The organism is Lentzea sp. JNUCC 0626 (assembly GCF_043632865.1).
GTDB lineage: Bacteria > Actinomycetota > Actinomycetes > Mycobacteriales > Pseudonocardiaceae > Lentzea.
Genome location: NZ_CP171635.1, coordinates 9,305,826 through 9,321,576 on the forward strand (window position 1 = coordinate 9,305,826; position 15,751 = coordinate 9,321,576).

A 15,751-nucleotide genomic window follows, 5' to 3' on the forward strand; every position below is an offset into this window, starting at 1 on the left:
ATGCCACTCGTGGCGCGACTTGGTTCTGGCATTCCGTTGGTCGCGCGCGACCGCGAGCTGGACCGGTTGCGTGCCGCGCTGGCACAGGCAGGAGAGGGCACCGCGGGGGCGGTGCTCCTCGCCGGTGACGCGGGAGTGGGCAAGACGCGGCTGATCGACGAGCTGGCCGCGAGTGCCGACGACACGATCGTCCTCATGGGACGGTGCCTCGACGCCGGCGAGACCGGCCTGCCGTACCTGCCGTTCGCGGAGGCGCTCGGCAAGCTCCAGGACGTGTCGAACCGGCCCGCGCTCGCGATGTTGCTGCCGCAGCTCGCGTTGCCGGCCGCCCGCGAGCCCGGCACCGAGGGCATGATCGCGCCGAGCCTGATCCCCGGCCGCCGGCCGGAGCAGGACGTCGGGCAGCTCCAGCTGTTCGACGCGGTGCTCGGGTTGCTCACCGATCTCTCCGAACGGCAGCGGGTGCTGCTCGTCGTCGAGGACCTGCACTGGGCGGACGCGTCGACGCGGTACCTGTTGTCGTTCCTGTTGTCCCGCCTGCGTTCTCAGCGGTTGCTGGTCGTCGGCACCTATCGCGCGGACGATCTGCATCGCAGCCATCCGTTGCGGCCCTTGCTGTCCGAGCTGGTCCGGCTGCCCGCCGTCGACCGCCTGGACCTGACGCCGTTCAACGCCGCGGACGCGCGCCGGTTCGTCGAGGCGTTGTCCGACGACCTGCCGGAGGACGTCGTCCAGCAGGTCGCGGAACGCTCTGAGGGCAACGCCTTCTTCGCCGAGGAGTTGATCGCGGTCGCGACCTGCGACGACCCGAGGTCGTTGCCGTCCGCGCTCGCCGACGTGCTGCTCAGCCGGGTCGAGCGGCTCAGTCCCGAGGCGCAGCACGCGGTCCGCGTCGCGTCGGCGTGGGGGCGCCGGGTCCGGCACTACCGGTTGCACGAGGTCTCCGGGATGGACGACTTCGCGTTCGACACGGCGGTGCGCGAGCTGGTCCAGCACCACCTGCTCGTCGTGAACGACGACGAGGTCTACACGTTCCGGCACGCGCTCGTCCGCGAGGCCGTCTACCGCGACCTGCTGCCCGGCGAACGGGTCAGGCTGCACGCCGCGTACGCCCGGCACCTGGCTCAGCGGCCCGACGAACGCGGGTCGGCGGCGGGTCTCGCGCACCACGCGTTCGAGAGCCACGACCTGCCGCTCGCGTTGAAGGCCTCGATCCAGGCGTCCAAAGAGGCCGAACGCGCGGGTGCGCCCGCGGAGTCGTTGCGGTACCTGGAGAAGGCGCTCAACCTCTGGAACGCCGTGGCCGAGGCGGATCGTCCGTCCGATGTGGACGAGTCGGTGCTGTTGCGCCGGGCGTCCTGGGTCGCGGGCACGGCCGGGCAGCCCGAACGCGCGGTCGCGTTCGCCCGCAGCGCCACCAAGGCGATCAGCGCCGAGCAGACGCCGGAGGAAGCCGCCGAGATCTGGCTGCGGCTCTCGCAGGCGCTGTCGATCCTCGACGGCAACGAGGAAGAGCACTTCCTGGTGCTGGGCAAGGCACTCGCGCTCGTGAAGGACCGCGATCCGAGCCCGACCCGCGCCCGCGTGTTCGCCGGCAAGGCGTCCTCGTTGCGCCAGCAGCGAAAAGACGCTCAAGCGCGGGAAGCCGCCGAACTCGCGATCGCGGACGGGCAGACGGCGAACGCGCCCGGTGCCGTCGCGGACGGCCTCGGCACCCTCGCGATCCTCGACGACCACGCGAGCCAGCCGGAGCAGGCCAAGGCCAGCTTCGAGCGTGCGATCGAGTGCGCGCGCGAGGTCGGAGCGTTCAACAACGAGCTGAGGGCTTGGTACTACTTCGGCCTGATGCACTACGACCGCGGCGATCTGGCCGAGGCGGCCCGCGTCTACAACCTGGCCGGCAACCGGGCCAAGGAGACCGGCCTGACCTGGAGCATGTACGGCCTGGAGATCCGCATCCTGCAGGTGCTGGTGCACTACTACATCGGCGACTGGGAGTACGCGGCGTGGGCCAGCGAACCGCCCGGCATGGCGGTGTCGTCGACGGTGCTGGCGCGGCTGGCGTCCGCGAGCACGCACCTCACGGTGTCGCGCGGTGACCTGGCCGGGTCCGAACGGGTGATCACGAAGCTGCGCAGCGACTGGCACCGCGACATCCAGATCGCCCTGATCAACGGCGGTACCGGCGCCGAACTCGCGTTGTGGCGCGGCCGTCCCGAACTGGCCGTCGAACGGGTCACCGACGCGCTGGAGTGGGCCCGCAAGCTCGGCGGGCCGTGGATGCTCGCGGGCATCCGGATCGGCGCGGTCGGCATCGCGGCGCACGCGGAGATCGCCGCGAAGGCCCGGCGCAAGCGGGACGCGCAAGCCGAGCAGAACGCTGTTCAGGCTGGTCACGAACTCGCCGAGCACGTGCGGCTGACCGTGCGCAACGGCAAGCCGCGCTCCAGCACCCTCGGTCCGGAGGGCAGGGCGTGGTTCGCCCGCGCGCTCGCCGAGGAGTCGAGGCTGACCGGTGCGGGCGACCCGGAGTTGTGGCAGGCCGCGATCGACGAGTTCGCCTACGGCGTGCCGTACGAGCAGGCGCTGTGCCGGTGGCGGCTCGCGGAGGCGTTGCTCGGCGCGGACCGCAGGGACGAGGCGGCCGACCAGCTCAAGCTCGCCGACGAGGTGGCGACGCGGCTCAAGGCCGTGCCACTGGGGGAGGCCGTGGCCGCGTGCGCGAAGCGGGCCCGCATCACCCTCAGGGCGGACGAACCGGTGCGCGAACAGGTCGACCTCTTCACCCCGCGCGAACGCGACGTGCTCGGCCTGGTGGCCGCGGGACGGACGAACCGCGAGGTCGGCGAGGAGCTCTACATCAGCGAGAAGACCGTTTCCGTGCACCTTTCCCGGATCATGGCGAAGCTCGGGGCGTCGCGGCGCGCGGAGGCCGTGGCGATCGCGTACGACCGGGGTCTGCTGGAGTAGGCCCGGTTGTCATACCTCAGGCTGATGCGCAACGCGTCGCGGAGTTGATGTCCGCGCACTGACCGTCGAAATAGCTTCTTCCTCAGCAAGGAAACACCCCCTGTGAGGAAGGCAAGCCACATGTCTGCACTGGTGTCCGAGGTCGGCACCCGGACCGCCGCGGCGGCCCACAACCTGGTGAAGGTCTACGGCAAGGGTGACACCGCGGTGCGGGCGCTCGACGGCATCAACGTCGCGTTCCAGGCGGGCAAGTTCACCGCGATCATGGGTCCGTCCGGCTCCGGCAAGTCCACGCTGATGCACTGCCTCGCGGGACTGGACACGGTGGACAGCGGTGCGATCCACATCGGACAGACCGAGATCACCAAGCTGAACGACAAGGACCTGACCAAGCTGCGCCGCGACCGCGTCGGCTTCGTGTTCCAGGCGTTCAACCTGCTGCCGACGCTGACCGCCGAGCAGAACATCCTGCTGGGCCTGGAACTCGCCGGCCGCAAGCCCGACAAGCAGTGGTTCGACACGATCGTCAACGTGCTGGGCCTGCGCGACCGCCTGACGCACCGCCCGACGGAACTCTCCGGTGGCCAGCAGCAGCGCGTGGCCTGTGCCCGTGCGCTCGTCGCCCGTCCCGAGGTCATCTTCGCGGACGAGCCGACCGGCAACCTGGACTCCCGCAGCGGTGCCGAGGTCCTCGACTTCCTGCGCATGTCGGTCCGCAAGATGGGCCAGACCGTGATCATGGTGACGCACGACCCGGTGGCCGCGAGCTACGCGGACCGCGTGGTGCTGCTCGCCGACGGCCGGCTCGCGGGCGAGATCCACCAGCCCACCACCGAGTCCGTCGTCAACGCCCTCGCGCACCTGGGGGCCTGACCCATCATGTGGAAGACGATCCTTGCGGGCCTGCGCGCCCGCACGGCGAGGCTGGTGCTGTCCAGCATCGCCATCGCGCTCGGCGTCGCGTTCGTGACGGGCACGCTCGTGCTCGGCGACGCGGTCGGTGAGCAGACCAGGGACAACTTCGCCCGCAGCGCCCGCAACGTCGACGCGGCCGTGCACCTGGCGGACAACGCCCCCGACCGCGAGAAGGGCATCCCGGCCGACTTCCTGCAGAAGATCCGCGGGACGTCCGGGGTCGAGGGCGCCGACTCGCGCGAGTTCGGCAGCGCGGCGCTGATCGGCGGTGACGGCAAGGCCAAGCAGGCCCTGGTGCAGCCGCTGCCGACGACGGAGAAGCTGCGCGACTTCAACCTCAAGGAAGGCCGGTTCCCGGCCAAGGCCGACGAGATCGCGGTCGACACCAAGACCGCGCAGATCGCGAAGCTCAAGGTCGGTGACACGCTGAAGCTGCTCGGCGAGGGGGAGGCCGAGAACAGCTTCACGATCGTCGGCAGCTACCAGCAGGGCGCGAGCAGTCTCTCGATGTCCGGCAGCGACCACCTGATCGTCTCGCCGGAGGGCATGCGCACGCTCGTCCCGGAGCAGCGGATCTACGAGATCGTGGCCGTCGCGAAGTCCGGTGTGTCGCAGCAGCAACTCGTCGACGACATCACCAAGGCCATCGGCCCCGGTTACCAGGTGCAGACCGGTGAGGAGCTGACCAAGGCCACGCTGGCACAGGTCGGTGACGCCGCGAGCGAGATCAAGACGTTTCTGCTCGCGTTCGCCGCGATCTCGCTCATCGTCGCGGGCATGGTCATCTACAACACCTTCACGATCCTCGTCGCCCAGCGCACGAAGGAACTGGCGCTGCTGCGCTGCGTCGGAGCGGAACGCGGGCAGGTGTTCCGGTCCGTGCTCGCCGAGGCGGTCTTCATGGGCCTCGCGGCATCGGTGCTCGGTTTCCTCGGCGGTCTCGGCGTCTCGGCCGGGCTGCAGGCGGTCATCAGCAACTTCGGCGGCCCGAGCGGCGGCGAGTCCGAGATCCGCCTGCCGATCTCGTGGGTGACGATCGTCGCGGCGTTCGGCGTCGGCGTGGTCGTGACCGTGCTGTCGGCCGTGCTCCCGGCCCGCCGCGCCACGCAGGTCGCCCCGGTGGCCGCGCTGCGCTCGCAGCCGGACAGCTCCGACGACGTCGCCCGCACCGGCAAGATCCGCATCGTCGTCGCGACGGTCATCGCGTTGCTCGGCGGCGCGGGTGTCTACTTCGGACTCCAGCAGCAGAAGGAAGAACCGGCGCTGTTCATCACCGGCGGTGCCACGATGGTGCTACTGCTCGCCGTCCTGCTACTCGGCCCGCTCTACGTGCCGCTGGTGAACCGCCTGTTCGGCAAGGCTCTGCGCGGCGTCCCGGCCAAGCTCGCCTCGGCCAACGCGGGCCGCAACCCCAAGCGCACCGCCGCCACGACCGCGGCGTTGATGATCGGCGTGACCATCGTGGCGATGGTGACCGTCGTGGCGGGCAGCGGCCGCGAAACCATGATCAAGAAGGTGGACGAGCGCTTCCCGACCGACTACGCGGTCAAGTCGAGCGTCTACGACCAGCCGCTCACGCAGAAGTTCGCCGACGAACTGGCGAAGGTCCGCAACGTCTCGATGGTCGCCCCGGAACTCAGGGCGTTCGGCGAGTCGCCGAAACTCGAGTACGCCGACGTCACGGGCTACCCGTCCGAGGCTCTCGGTTCGCTGGTCCGCCCGCCGCTGTCGGAGGGCACGCTCACCGGTCTCAAGGACGGCGAGATCGTCATGCGGGACAAGGAGGCCCAGAAGGCGGGCGTCACCGTCGGCTCGACCGTCCCGATCAGCGGCAAGGACTTCAAGGTCGTCGGCCTGATCAAGGACAACAGCTACGGGACCGGCATCGTCACGCTGGCCTCGGCTCAGTCGATCCTGAAGGAACCGGCCAAGGGCTACCAGAACCTGCTGGTCAAGCTCGCTCCCGGCACCGACATCGCACAGGCGCGCACCGACCTGGAACGCGTCATCGCGACCTCACCGGTCGCCGTGCTGAACTCGGCCGCCGAGACCAAGGCGGAGCTGAACGGGCAGATCGACCAGATCCTGCTCTTCATCTGGGCCCTGGTCGGCCTGGCGCTGATCATCGCCCTGTTCGGCATCGCGAACACGCTGACCCTCTCGGTGCTCGAACGCACCCGCGAGTCGGCCCTGCTGCGGGCCCTGGGCCTGACCAGGGGCCAGCTGCGGCAGATGCTGGTCGTCGAGTCGATCCTGATGGCACTGATCGGCGCGGTCGTGGGCGTGCTGCTCGGCGCCGGGTTCGGGTGGCTGCTGGTCGAGGCGATCTCCAACCCGGAGTTCCCGATCAGCTTCGCCATCCCGTTCGGTCAGATCGGCGTCATGCTCGGCCTGGCCGTGGTCGCGGCGATCATCGCGGCGGCCCTGCCGGCCCGGCGTGCGGCACGGAACTCCGTGGTCGCGGGCATGGCGGAGGCGTAAGGACACCCCGCCTGTCCCAGCTGTCGGGGGCCACGGGCAGGCGGGTTCGGGAGTGCGGGAAACAGGGGCCCGCACGACCGGGGGATCGGTGGAGGTCCGGTGCTGTCGGGGCACCGGGCCTCCGCTGTGCGTTCACGGGGATGAACCGGGCGGGTGCTACCCGCTCCGATCGAGCTCAACCGGAAGTTCGCGAAAAAACTTTGGGAGCGCGCGTCACTTTTGGCCCGCAACCCCCTCTACCTGGTGTGGAGGGACGACCGGAGCGAGGGCCCGGTCGTCCCTCCTCTTCGTTTCGCGGGTCCGGGCGGCGCCGCGAGCTCACCCATCCGAGACGCTCGGAAACTTTGGCAAAGGTTTTTGTTGCCGGACTCCACAAAGTTACGGAACGATGTCGACCGCTTGACACCCGCGCATCTCCCGTCGAGTGTGAGAGCGCTCTCATCACAGTTAAGCGCCGCTCACGGCGTCGTCGAGGAGGACGGATGAGCAAGAGGCTGGTCGGCAGCGCTGCTGCGGCCATGGTGATGGTCATGGTCGCCGGTTGCGGCGGGGGTTCCCAGGCTGACGGCAAGATCGAGCTGTCGCTGGGCCTCTTCTCGGACTTCGGGTACGACAAGCTCATCGAGGAGTACCAGGCCTCGCACTCGAACATCAAGATCGAGCAGCGCAAGGTCAAGATGGAGCAGCACAACACGCAGCTCGCGACTCAGCTCGCGGGTGGCCGTGGTGCCGCGGACATCGTCGCTCTCGAGGAGGGCGTGGTCTCGCAGTTCCGCGCCTCCAAGGACAAGTTCGTGAACCTGGCGGACTACGGCGCCAAGGACCTGAAGGACCAGTGGGCCGGCTGGAAGTGGAACCAGGGCACCGCCGACAACGGTGAGTTCGTGCTGGGGCTGGGCACGGACATGGGCAGCCTGGGTCTCTGCTACCGCCGCGACCTGTTCGAGGCCGCCGGCCTGCCGACCGACCGGGCAGAGGTCGCGAAGCTGTGGCCGACGTGGGCGGACTACGCCAAGGCCGCGGACACGTTCGCGGGCAAGACGCCGAACGTGAAGTTCGTCGACACCGCCCGCAACGTCTACAAGGCGATCCTCGACCAGACCGAGGAGGGCTACTTCGCGAAGGACGACTCGTACATCGCGGAGAAGAACGACAAGGTCAAGACGGCGTTCGACCAGGCGGCGGCCCTGGGCACCAAGCAGCAGACCGGTGCTCTCGAGCCGTTCAGCCAGGACTGGAACGTCGCGCTGAAGCAGGGTTCGTTCGCCACCACCACCTGCCCGGCCTGGGCGCTCGCGCTGATCAAGGCGGGTGCCGGCGACGCGGCGGCCGGGAAGTGGGACGTGACGACGGCGCCCGGTGGCGGCGGCAACTGGGGCGGTTCGTTCCTCGCCGTCCCGAAGCAGGGCAAGCACCCGAAGGAGGCCTACGAGCTCGCCAAGTGGCTCACGGCCCCCGAGCAGCAGAAGCGGATCTTCAAGGAGACGGGCAACCTGCCGTCGCAGCCGAAGGTCTACCAGGACGCCGAGGTGCAGGCGACCGTCAACGAGTACTTCAACAAGGCTCCGGTGGGCCAGATCTTCGCGACCTCGGCGGAGTCGCTGAAGCCGACCTACCGCGGCACGAAGGACTCGAAGGTCGGCCCGGTGTTCGGCACCGCGCTGACCCGCGTGGAGCAGGGCAAGCAGTCCGCGGCTGACGCGTGGACGCAGGCCCTGAAGGAAGCGACGGACGCCGCCAAGTGACGGTGACTCGTCCAGAGACCGAGGCGGCCCCGGCCGCCTCGGTTTCGTCTTCCGCGCCTCCGCCGAAGCGCTTCCGGCTGAGCAACTGGGACGCCAGGTACACGCCGTACCTGATCATCGCGCCGTTCTTCCTGGTGTTCGGGGTCTTCGGGCTCTACCCGCTGATCTACACGGCGTGGGTGTCGCTGCACGACTGGCAGCTGATCGACGGTGACCAGGGGTTCATCGGTCTCGACAACTACGTCAAGTTGTTCGGTGACGCCAACTTCTGGAACGCGCTGTTCAACACGCTGAGCCTGTTCGTGCTCTCGACGGTGCCGCAGCTGCTCGCGGCGCTCGGCCTCGCCGCGCTGCTGGACCGGGGCCTGCGCGGCAGTGCGTTCTGGCGCGCGGGTGTGCTGCTGCCCAACGTCATCTCGGTCGCCGCGGTGGCGCTGGTGTTCGCGCAGTTCTTCGGCCGCGACTTCGGCATCGTGAACTTCCTGCTCGGCTTCGTCGGGATCGACCCGATCGACTGGCGCGCCGAGACCTGGGCCTCGCACCTCGCCGTGTCCACAATGGTCATGTGGCGCTGGACGGGCTACAACGCGCTGCTGTACCTGGCGGCCATGCAGTCGGTGCCGAAGGACATGTACGAGTCGGCCACTTTGGACGGTGCCGGGCGCTGGCGGATGTTCTGGTCGATCACCGTGCCGTCGATCCGGCCGACGATCCTGTTCACCGTCGTCACCTCGACGATCGGCGGTCTGCAGCTCTTCGCCGAACCCGCGTTGTTCGACCCCGCCTTCGCCACGAGCAACTCCACCGGTGGCTCGGACCGCCAGTTCCAGACGCTGGTGCTCTACATGTACGAGAAGGGCTTCCGGTTGTTCGACGCCGGCTACGCGGCCACCGTCGCGTGGATGCTGTTCCTGGTCGTCCTGCTGGTCGCGATCGTCAACTTCACGCTGACGCGGCGCATCGCGGGCAAGGAGTGATCGCATGAAGAACGCCAAGGCAGGGCCTCTGCTCTACGGGTTCCTGGTCGCCGTGCTCGCCGCGTCGATCTTCCCGCTGTACTACTCGTTCATCGTCGCGTCGAAGGACAACTCGGTCCTCGGCGAGAAGGTCCCGCCGCTGATCCCCGGCGGCAACCTGGTCGAGAACATCACCCGCGTGTTCGACACCGTCGACTTCTGGCTCGCCATGCAGAACTCGTTCATCGTGGCGTCGACCGTGGCGATCTCGAACGTCGTGCTGGGCACGCTCGCCGGGTTCGCGTTCGCGCGGCTGCGGTTCAAGGGCCGCGACTCGCTGTTCCTCGTCGTGCTCGGCACCGCGATGGTCCCGACGCAGCTCGGCGTGATCCCGCTGTACATGCTGATGTCGGACCTCGACTGGTACGGCACGCTCCAGGCCGTCATCGTGCCGGTGCTGATCGGCTCGTTCGCGGTGTTCTGGATGCGCCAGGCGTGCGAGGAGACCGTGCCGTACGAGCTGATCGAGGCCGCGCGCGTGGACGGCTGCTCGGTGCTGCGGACGTTCTGGCACGTCGGCTTCCCCGCCGTCCGGCCCCAGGCCGCCGTGCTCGGCATGTTCACGTTCATGACCGCGTGGAACGACTTCTTCTGGCCGTTGATCGTGCTGGACCCCAACGACAGCCCGACGGTGCAGGTCGCCCTGTCGACGCTGGCCAGCGGCTACTACACCGACTACTCGTTGATGCTCGCCGGCGCCTCCATCGCGGTGCTGCCGGTGATCGCGATCTTCGTCCTGCTGTCCCGCCAGATCGTCGGCGGCATCATGCAGGGCGCGGTGAAGGGATGACGGAATTGACGACCGACTCGGACGTCGAGGTCGGGCGCGAGGTGCTGACCTTCCCGCCGGACTTCCTGTGGGGAGCGGCCACCGCGGCGTTCCAGATCGAGGGCTCGACCACCGCGGACGGTCGCGGTGCCTCGATCTGGGACACGTTCGCCGCGACGCCCGGCAAGGTGCTCGCCGGCGACACCGGTGACCCGGCCTGCGACCACTACAACCGGTACCAGTCCGATGTGGATCTGATGGAATCCCTCGGGCTCGCGGCCTACCGGTTCTCCATCGCGTGGCCCCGGATCCAGCCGAGCGGCAGCGGCAAGGTCGAGGAGCGCGGGCTCGCGTTCTACGACCGGCTGGTGGACTCGTTGCTGGAGAAGGACATCCAGCCGCTCGCCACGCTGTACCACTGGGACCTGCCGCAGGTGCTGGAGGACTTCGGCGGCTGGCGCAACCGCGACACCGCCTACCGCTTCGCCGAGTACGCGGCGATCGTCCACGAACGACTCGGCGACCGGGTGCAGGCCTGGACGACGCTGAACGAGCCGTGGGTGTCGGCGTTCCTGGGCTACGGCAACGGCATCCACGCGCCGGGCATCACCGACGCGGTGGCGTCCCTGGAGGCCGCGCACCACCTGCTGCTGGCCCACGGGCTCGCGACCCAGGCGTTGCGCGCCCAGGCACCCGAGTCGCACCGGCTGTCGATCGTGCTCAACTTCAGCACGGTCTGGGGCGACGACGCGGAGGCCGTCCGCAAGGTCGACGGCCTGCAGAACCGCATCCTGCTCGACCCGGTCCTCGGCCGCGGCTACCCCTTGGACGTCCTCCAGGACACCACCTGGCTGGGCGACTGGACGAACGTGGTGCGCGACGGGGACATGGAGACCATCGCGACCCCGGTCGACTGGATCGGCGTCAACTACTACAACCCGACCCGCGTGGCTCCGACCGCCGACCCGGACTTCGTGACGCCCGGTCCGCACGCGGGCCTGCGTGGTGTCGAGTTGCAGCCGCCCCAGGGCGAGCTGACCGGGTTCGGGTGGGAGCAGAACGCCGACGCGTTCACCGAGCTGCTGGTGCGGCTGTCGCGGGACACGGCAGGGGTGCCGCTGGTCGTGACGGAGAACGGCTCGGCGTTCCCGGACGTCGTGGACCCCGCCGGGCGCGTCAACGACGTGCAGCGGACGAAGTACCTGCTGGACCACGTGCGCGCGGTGCACCGGGCGATCTCCGAGGGTGCCGACATCCGCGGCTACCTCGCGTGGTCGCTGCTCGACAACTTCGAGTGGGCGGCCGGGTACTCGCAGCGGTTCGGGATCGTGCACGTCGACTTCGAGACGCAACAGCGCACGATCAAGGAGAGCGCGGTCGCCCTGTCCCGGATCATCGGGCAGAACGGGCTTTCCGCGCAGGGCTACACCGTTTAGCCGACAGACGGGCCGAGGGGGCCTTCGAGCGCTCTCACCTGCGGATACTCGTGTCCACAGGTGAGAGCGCTCTCTTGTCTAGCGCCTGCCGAGCACGCGCGGGTCGGCGTGCAGGTTCTCGGCGAGCTTGATGGTGATGAACTCGTTGTTGTCCGGCTTGCCCGGGGTGCGGCCCGACGACGACGGGAAGTTGTTGTCGTTGAGCACCGCGATGGTGCGGTCGTCGAGGATCGTGACGTCCTCGATGGTGACGAACGGGAACTTGAACGGGTCCGCCTGGCCGCCGACGTGCTTCGGGTTCGCGAGGTTCAGCAGGTCCGCGACCACCTTCTTGTCGAGCTTGCCGTCGCGGTCGCGATCGCGCTTGTCGGCGAGGTAGACGCGCTTCACGATCGCGTCGACGCCCTGGGCGCTGTCGCGTTCGATGATCAGCAGCCGGTTCGCGTCGACCGCGATGGCGTCCCCGATCGCGAAGTTCGGGTCCTCCAGCTGGTAGCGCCAGGTCTTGCCGGTGAAGCGGTTGGACGCGATGTCGAACTCGTTGAGGCGCAGCGTGCCGGGGGTGTCACCGGTGACCGTGCCCTCCAGCAGAGCGTTGATCGTCCTGCCGTCGGGGGAGAGCGTGATGCCCTCGAAGCCCTTGCTGCCGCCCAGGTTCGGGTTGCCCTCGGGATTCTCCGGCGCGCGCACACCCGGCAGCGGCGCTGGCGGTGCCATCAGGCGTCCCGCGCGGTCGAAGTGCAGCAGGTACGGGCCGAACTCGTCGCCCATCCAGTAGGTGCCGTCGGCGCCGCGGGTGACCGACTCGACGTCGATGTCCGCGCCGGTGATCACCCGGTCCGGCCGGGTGAGCGGGAACGGGATGTGGCCGTTCGGGTCGGTCAGCGTGATGCCGCCGAGCACGTCGACGGTGTTCTTCCGGAAGTCCGGTGCGATGCGGTGGATGCGCAGCAGGAAGTCCGCGCTGTTGGCCTTCGTGCCGTAGCCGTTGTCGGAGATGGCGTCGAACGTGCCGTCGCTGTTGCGGACCAGGCCGCTGAAGCCCTGGATCGGCTGGTCGGCGAACGGCGGCGTGACCCCGTTGATCGGGGTCGTCCCCAGTGCCGCGCCGCTCGGTTCGCTACCGGGCAGGAAGGTCTCCGCCGGGAGGAACGCGAAGTTCGTCAGCGTGGCCTGCTTCGGCGCCTTCTGCGGGGCGGCGGTGGTGGGCGTGGCCAGCGCGGTGACGGTGAGCAGGGTGAGGCCTACAGCCAGTGTTCTCCTCATGGCGCGACCCTATGACGATCGTTTTACCCATGGTTCGCGTCGCGGCAACAAGTTCCATGAACTCTTGACGTCATGACGACGACCTGGCGCATGCGCTTCGAACTCAGCGACAGCCCCGGCGCGCTCGCCCGCGTCACCGTCCGCCTCGCCGCGGCCGACTGCAACGTGCTCGCGCTGCACGTGATGCCCGTGCCTGGCGGTGTGCTGGACGAGATCGTGGTGCGGGCAGGTGCCGGCGTGCTGCCTGCCGACCTCGTCGAGGCGGTGCGGGCCGAGGGTGGGCGTCGCGTCGGGATCACGCCTGCCGACGTGCGCGACCTGGTGGACGTGCCGACCTCGGTGCTGCGCGCGGCCCGGCAGGCGCTGGGCGACCCGAGCCAGGTGCCGTCGGCGTTGCGCTCGGTGCTGGCCGCGGACTCGGTGGTCGTGGGCGAGGCGCGCGACGGTCAGGTCCAGTTGGGAGAGTGGGTCGTGCGGCGCGGCTGGGCGTCGTTCACGGACGTGGAACTCACGCGCGCGCAGGCGTTGATCGATCTCGTGTCGGCGCCGGGCCCGTCCCTGCGACCCGTGCTGAGCGAGGACGGTTTCGCTCTGGTCCTGCGCCCCGGTTCCGCGCTGGATGAGGACGCCGTCGCCGCGCTGCACTCGCGCTGTTCGATGAGGACGATGTTCAACCACTACCACTCGGGCATGCGCACGGTCCCGCGCCGCTGGCTGCACCGCCTGCTGAGCCCGCCGCGCGGCACGACGGTGCTGGCGCAGTGCGGCGACCAGGTGGTGGCGCTGGGGCAACTCATCCACACCGGAACCCCGGACTGCGCCGAGGTCTCGCTGTTGGTCGAGGACGCCTGGCAACGTCGGGGCGTGGGCGCGGCCCTGCTGGGAGCGTTGGCCGCCGACGCCCGCGCGGCCGGATTTTCGGAGCTCGTCGCCTGGTGCCTGCCCTCGGAAACCGCGCTGGTCCGCACTGCGGTCCGGGCTGGTCTTTCCGCCACGACACGCCGGGAGGACGGCCTGCTCCGCGTTTCGATCAAGCCCTGCGGACAGGCGCGAACGGCACCGATCACCGCGACGGTCGCCGAAAAATCACGATGAACAGCGCGGAAACCCTCCTCGGAGATCGCTTGGGGCTAAGCTCTTAGCGACTCAAAGGTTTTCATCGAGGAGTGGTGGTGCTCGTGTCCAACCACGCGCGTCCGACGTTGGAAGACGTTGCCGCGAGGGCAGGGGTTTCCCGAGCCACGGCGTCACGAGTGCTGAACGCGTCCCCACGCGTGAGCCCGGAAGCGCTGGAGGCCGTCAACGCCGCCGTCACGGCCCTCGGCTACCAGCCGAACCGAGCAGCGCGAGCCCTGGTCACCCGCAGAACAGGCGCCGTGGCCGTGCTGTTCTCGGAGCCCGAGCCCAAGATCTTCGATGACCCGCACTTCGCCCGCCTGATCCGCGCCGGCGCGCGAGCCCTGGCGGACGTCGACGTGCAGATGGTGTTGATGCTCGTCCACTCGCCCGACGACCAGGCGCGCGCGCACCGGTTCCTGGCCGGCGGTCACGTCGACGGTGCTCTGGTGTTCGCGCCGCACCGCAACGACGAGCTCGTGTCGATCGTGAAGAAGCTGCCGCTGCCGGTGGTGTACGCCGGCAAGCCCTGGGGGTCGTTGCGGGGGATGCACCTCGTGGACAACGACAACGAGGGTGGCGCGGTTCTGGCTACCGAGCACCTGAAGTCGCTGGGGCGTCGGAAGATCGTCCATGTTTCCGGGCCGTTGGACGAGTTGTCCGCCATTGATCGGTTGAACGGGTTCCGGTCTGCGTTGTCGTTGGACGACAAGGCCGTGGCTCGGACTACCGAGGACGGTGGGTTCACCCGGGAGGGTGGGCGGAAGGCCATGTCCGCGTTGTTGGCGCGGGTGCCTGCGTTGGATGCGGTTTTCGTGGCTTCCGACTTGATGGCGGCTGGGGCTTTGGAGACGTTGGCGGAGGCTGGGCGGCGGGTGCCTCAGGATGTCGCTGTGGTCGGGTTTGACGATCATGTGGCGATTGCCGAGCACACTTCGCCGCCGTTGACTTCTGTGCGGCAGGACTCGGATGAGCAGGTCAAGGTGATGGTTGAGCACCTGATGAAGCTGCTTCGGGATGAGACTGTGAAGAAGAAGCAGCAGATGCTGCCTACCGTGTTGGTGCCGCGCGAGTCTGCCTGATTCGTCTGGGTGGGGCGGGTTCCGTTGGGTTGGTTGCGTTCCAGCGGGGTTGGTCGCGTTCCTGGGGGTCGGTCGCCTTGCGAGGGTGGTCCATCAGGCAGTGACGAAGAGCGGGGTTGCGATTGGGGCTTGACCTTGAGCCTCTGGCGGGATGCATTCGCGGCCTCAAAGCCGGGGTTGAAGTACGCCCCGGCCGGACCGAACAGGTTGGCATCCCGCCCACTCAAGGTAAAGCCCCAATCGCCATGAACGGCGGAACCGGTTCCCAACGTGGTAGCAGCCCGTTCGGGCTCGCTTCGCTTCGCCACGCCAGGTTTCGTAGGTGGTGGGGTTGCGTTGGTGGCTGGCGGTTGGGAGCTCGCGCCGAAGCCAAGACGGTGGTCACCTTGCGTTCGCGACTGCGGTCGAGTCCGTGCCCGGGTTTTGTTCGGAGCTCGGCTGCGCCATCGCGATGCCTACGCTCTGACGGGCTCGCCTTCGGCTTCGCATCCCCTCAAGCCACTGTGGCCGAACGCATCGCTGCCTTGCGCTCAGCTGCCGGGCGCTCAGCCTGCCTTGCGCTCAGCCTGCCTTGGCAGCGCGCCCGTCAGCCCAGGTTCTTGCAGGTGGGCGGCGGTAGCGGGTTCAGCGGGCTGCACGGCCAGCCGGAAGAAGAAGGTGCGGTGGTCGTCGTTTGTGCCGGCGGGGGTGGTGGGGCCTCGGGGTTCGTCACCGCTGGGGGTGGCGTGGTCTTCTTCGGCTGTTGCTGGGTGCTCGACGGCGCGCTGCTCTCGCTCGAAGACGATGGTGCGCTGCTGGGCGTCGAGCTGTCGGCGGTGCTCGGTCTGGTGCTGGTGGTCGAGGTGATCCACGTTGATGACGGGGTTCTGCTTTGCGGGTCCTCGCCTGCTGCTCCGTGGAACGCCATGCCCACGAGCACACCTAGCAACGCTGACCCGAGCACAGCGGAACCACC

At 68.9% G+C, this 15,751-nt stretch carries 11 protein-coding genes; 9 read left to right on the forward strand and 2 right to left on the reverse strand.

The annotated features are described in order from the left end of the window. The 7 genes from JNUCC0626_RS43705 (at window position 1) to JNUCC0626_RS43735 (ending at window position 11,332) form a co-directional block, all read left to right on the forward strand. Window positions 1-2,970 carry a helix-turn-helix transcriptional regulator gene (locus JNUCC0626_RS43705; protein ID WP_394616492.1) on the forward strand — a complete coding sequence of 990 codons (2,970 nt, stop codon included), beginning with the start codon at window positions 1-3 and terminating at the stop codon, window positions 2,968-2,970. A gap of 120 nt (window positions 2,971-3,090) precedes the next feature. Further along, window positions 3,091-3,843 carry an ABC transporter ATP-binding protein gene (locus JNUCC0626_RS43710; protein WP_394616493.1) on the forward strand — a complete coding sequence of 251 codons (753 nt, stop codon included), beginning with the start codon at window positions 3,091-3,093 and terminating at the stop codon, window positions 3,841-3,843. Window positions 3,844-3,849: 6 nt separating this feature from the next. Next, complete coding sequence (locus tag JNUCC0626_RS43715; protein WP_394616494.1) at window positions 3,850-6,366, forward strand: ABC transporter permease; 2,517 nt, start codon at window positions 3,850-3,852, stop codon at window positions 6,364-6,366. Window positions 6,367-6,848: 482 nt separating this feature from the next. Further along, window positions 6,849-8,111: an extracellular solute-binding protein gene (locus JNUCC0626_RS43720; RefSeq protein ID WP_394616495.1), complete on the forward strand. Its 1,263-nt coding sequence runs from the start codon at window positions 6,849-6,851 to the stop codon at window positions 8,109-8,111. A gap of 77 nt (window positions 8,112-8,188) precedes the next feature. Then, window positions 8,189-9,088: a carbohydrate ABC transporter permease gene (locus tag JNUCC0626_RS43725; protein ID WP_394622235.1), complete on the forward strand. Its 900-nt coding sequence runs from the start codon at window positions 8,189-8,191 to the stop codon at window positions 9,086-9,088. A 4-nt stretch (window positions 9,089-9,092) separates the two neighbouring features. Beyond that, on the forward strand, window positions 9,093-9,917 hold the full coding sequence (locus JNUCC0626_RS43730; RefSeq protein ID WP_285639049.1) for a carbohydrate ABC transporter permease: 825 nt from the start codon (window positions 9,093-9,095) through the stop codon (window positions 9,915-9,917). Continuing rightward, window positions 9,914-11,332: a GH1 family beta-glucosidase gene (locus JNUCC0626_RS43735; protein WP_394616496.1), complete on the forward strand. Its 1,419-nt coding sequence runs from the start codon at window positions 9,914-9,916 to the stop codon at window positions 11,330-11,332. Before JNUCC0626_RS43730 ends, JNUCC0626_RS43735 begins: the two co-directional genes overlap by 4 nt. Before the next feature lie 78 nt (window positions 11,333-11,410). On the opposite strand, the gene JNUCC0626_RS43740 is transcribed toward JNUCC0626_RS43735, so the two are convergent. Further along, window positions 11,411-12,598 (reverse strand): esterase-like activity of phytase family protein, encoded by a 1,188-nt coding sequence (locus JNUCC0626_RS43740; RefSeq protein WP_394616497.1) that lies wholly within the window; start codon window positions 12,596-12,598, stop codon window positions 11,411-11,413. A gap of 72 nt (window positions 12,599-12,670) precedes the next feature. Here JNUCC0626_RS43740 and JNUCC0626_RS43745 point away from each other — a divergent pair, with 72 nt between their 5' ends. Both JNUCC0626_RS43745 and JNUCC0626_RS43750 read left to right on the forward strand, forming a co-directional pair. After that, window positions 12,671-13,693: a GNAT family N-acetyltransferase gene (locus tag JNUCC0626_RS43745; RefSeq protein WP_394616498.1), complete on the forward strand. Its 1,023-nt coding sequence runs from the start codon at window positions 12,671-12,673 to the stop codon at window positions 13,691-13,693. A gap of 74 nt (window positions 13,694-13,767) precedes the next feature. Continuing rightward, complete coding sequence (locus JNUCC0626_RS43750) at window positions 13,768-14,796, forward strand: LacI family DNA-binding transcriptional regulator (RefSeq protein WP_394616499.1); 1,029 nt, start codon at window positions 13,768-13,770, stop codon at window positions 14,794-14,796. A gap of 545 nt (window positions 14,797-15,341) precedes the next feature. Here the strand turns inward: JNUCC0626_RS43750 and JNUCC0626_RS43755 are convergent. After that, window positions 15,342-15,647, reverse strand: a complete 306-nt coding sequence (locus JNUCC0626_RS43755) for a hypothetical protein (protein WP_394616500.1) — start codon at window positions 15,645-15,647, stop codon at window positions 15,342-15,344. Between the last annotated feature and the right edge of the window lie 104 nt (window positions 15,648-15,751).

Coding starts and splice junctions, on each gene's coding strand:
- JNUCC0626_RS43705 (WP_394616492.1), top strand. CDS start 1: ATGCCACTCGTGGCGCGACTTGGTTCTGGCATTCCGTTGGTCGCGCGC.
- JNUCC0626_RS43720 (WP_394616495.1), top strand. CDS start 6,849: ATGAGCAAGAGGCTGGTCGGCAGCGCTGCTGCGGCCATGGTGATGGTC.
- JNUCC0626_RS43730 (WP_285639049.1), top strand. CDS start 9,093: ATGAAGAACGCCAAGGCAGGGCCTCTGCTCTACGGGTTCCTGGTCGCC.
- JNUCC0626_RS43735 (WP_394616496.1), top strand. CDS start 9,914: ATGACGGAATTGACGACCGACTCGGACGTCGAGGTCGGGCGCGAGGTG.
- JNUCC0626_RS43710 (WP_394616493.1), top strand. CDS start 3,091: ATGTCTGCACTGGTGTCCGAGGTCGGCACCCGGACCGCCGCGGCGGCC.
- JNUCC0626_RS43715 (WP_394616494.1), top strand. CDS start 3,850: ATGTGGAAGACGATCCTTGCGGGCCTGCGCGCCCGCACGGCGAGGCTG.
- JNUCC0626_RS43740 (WP_394616497.1), bottom strand. CDS start 12,598: ATGAGGAGAACACTGGCTGTAGGCCTCACCCTGCTCACCGTCACCGCG.
- JNUCC0626_RS43745 (WP_394616498.1), top strand. CDS start 12,671: ATGACGACGACCTGGCGCATGCGCTTCGAACTCAGCGACAGCCCCGGC.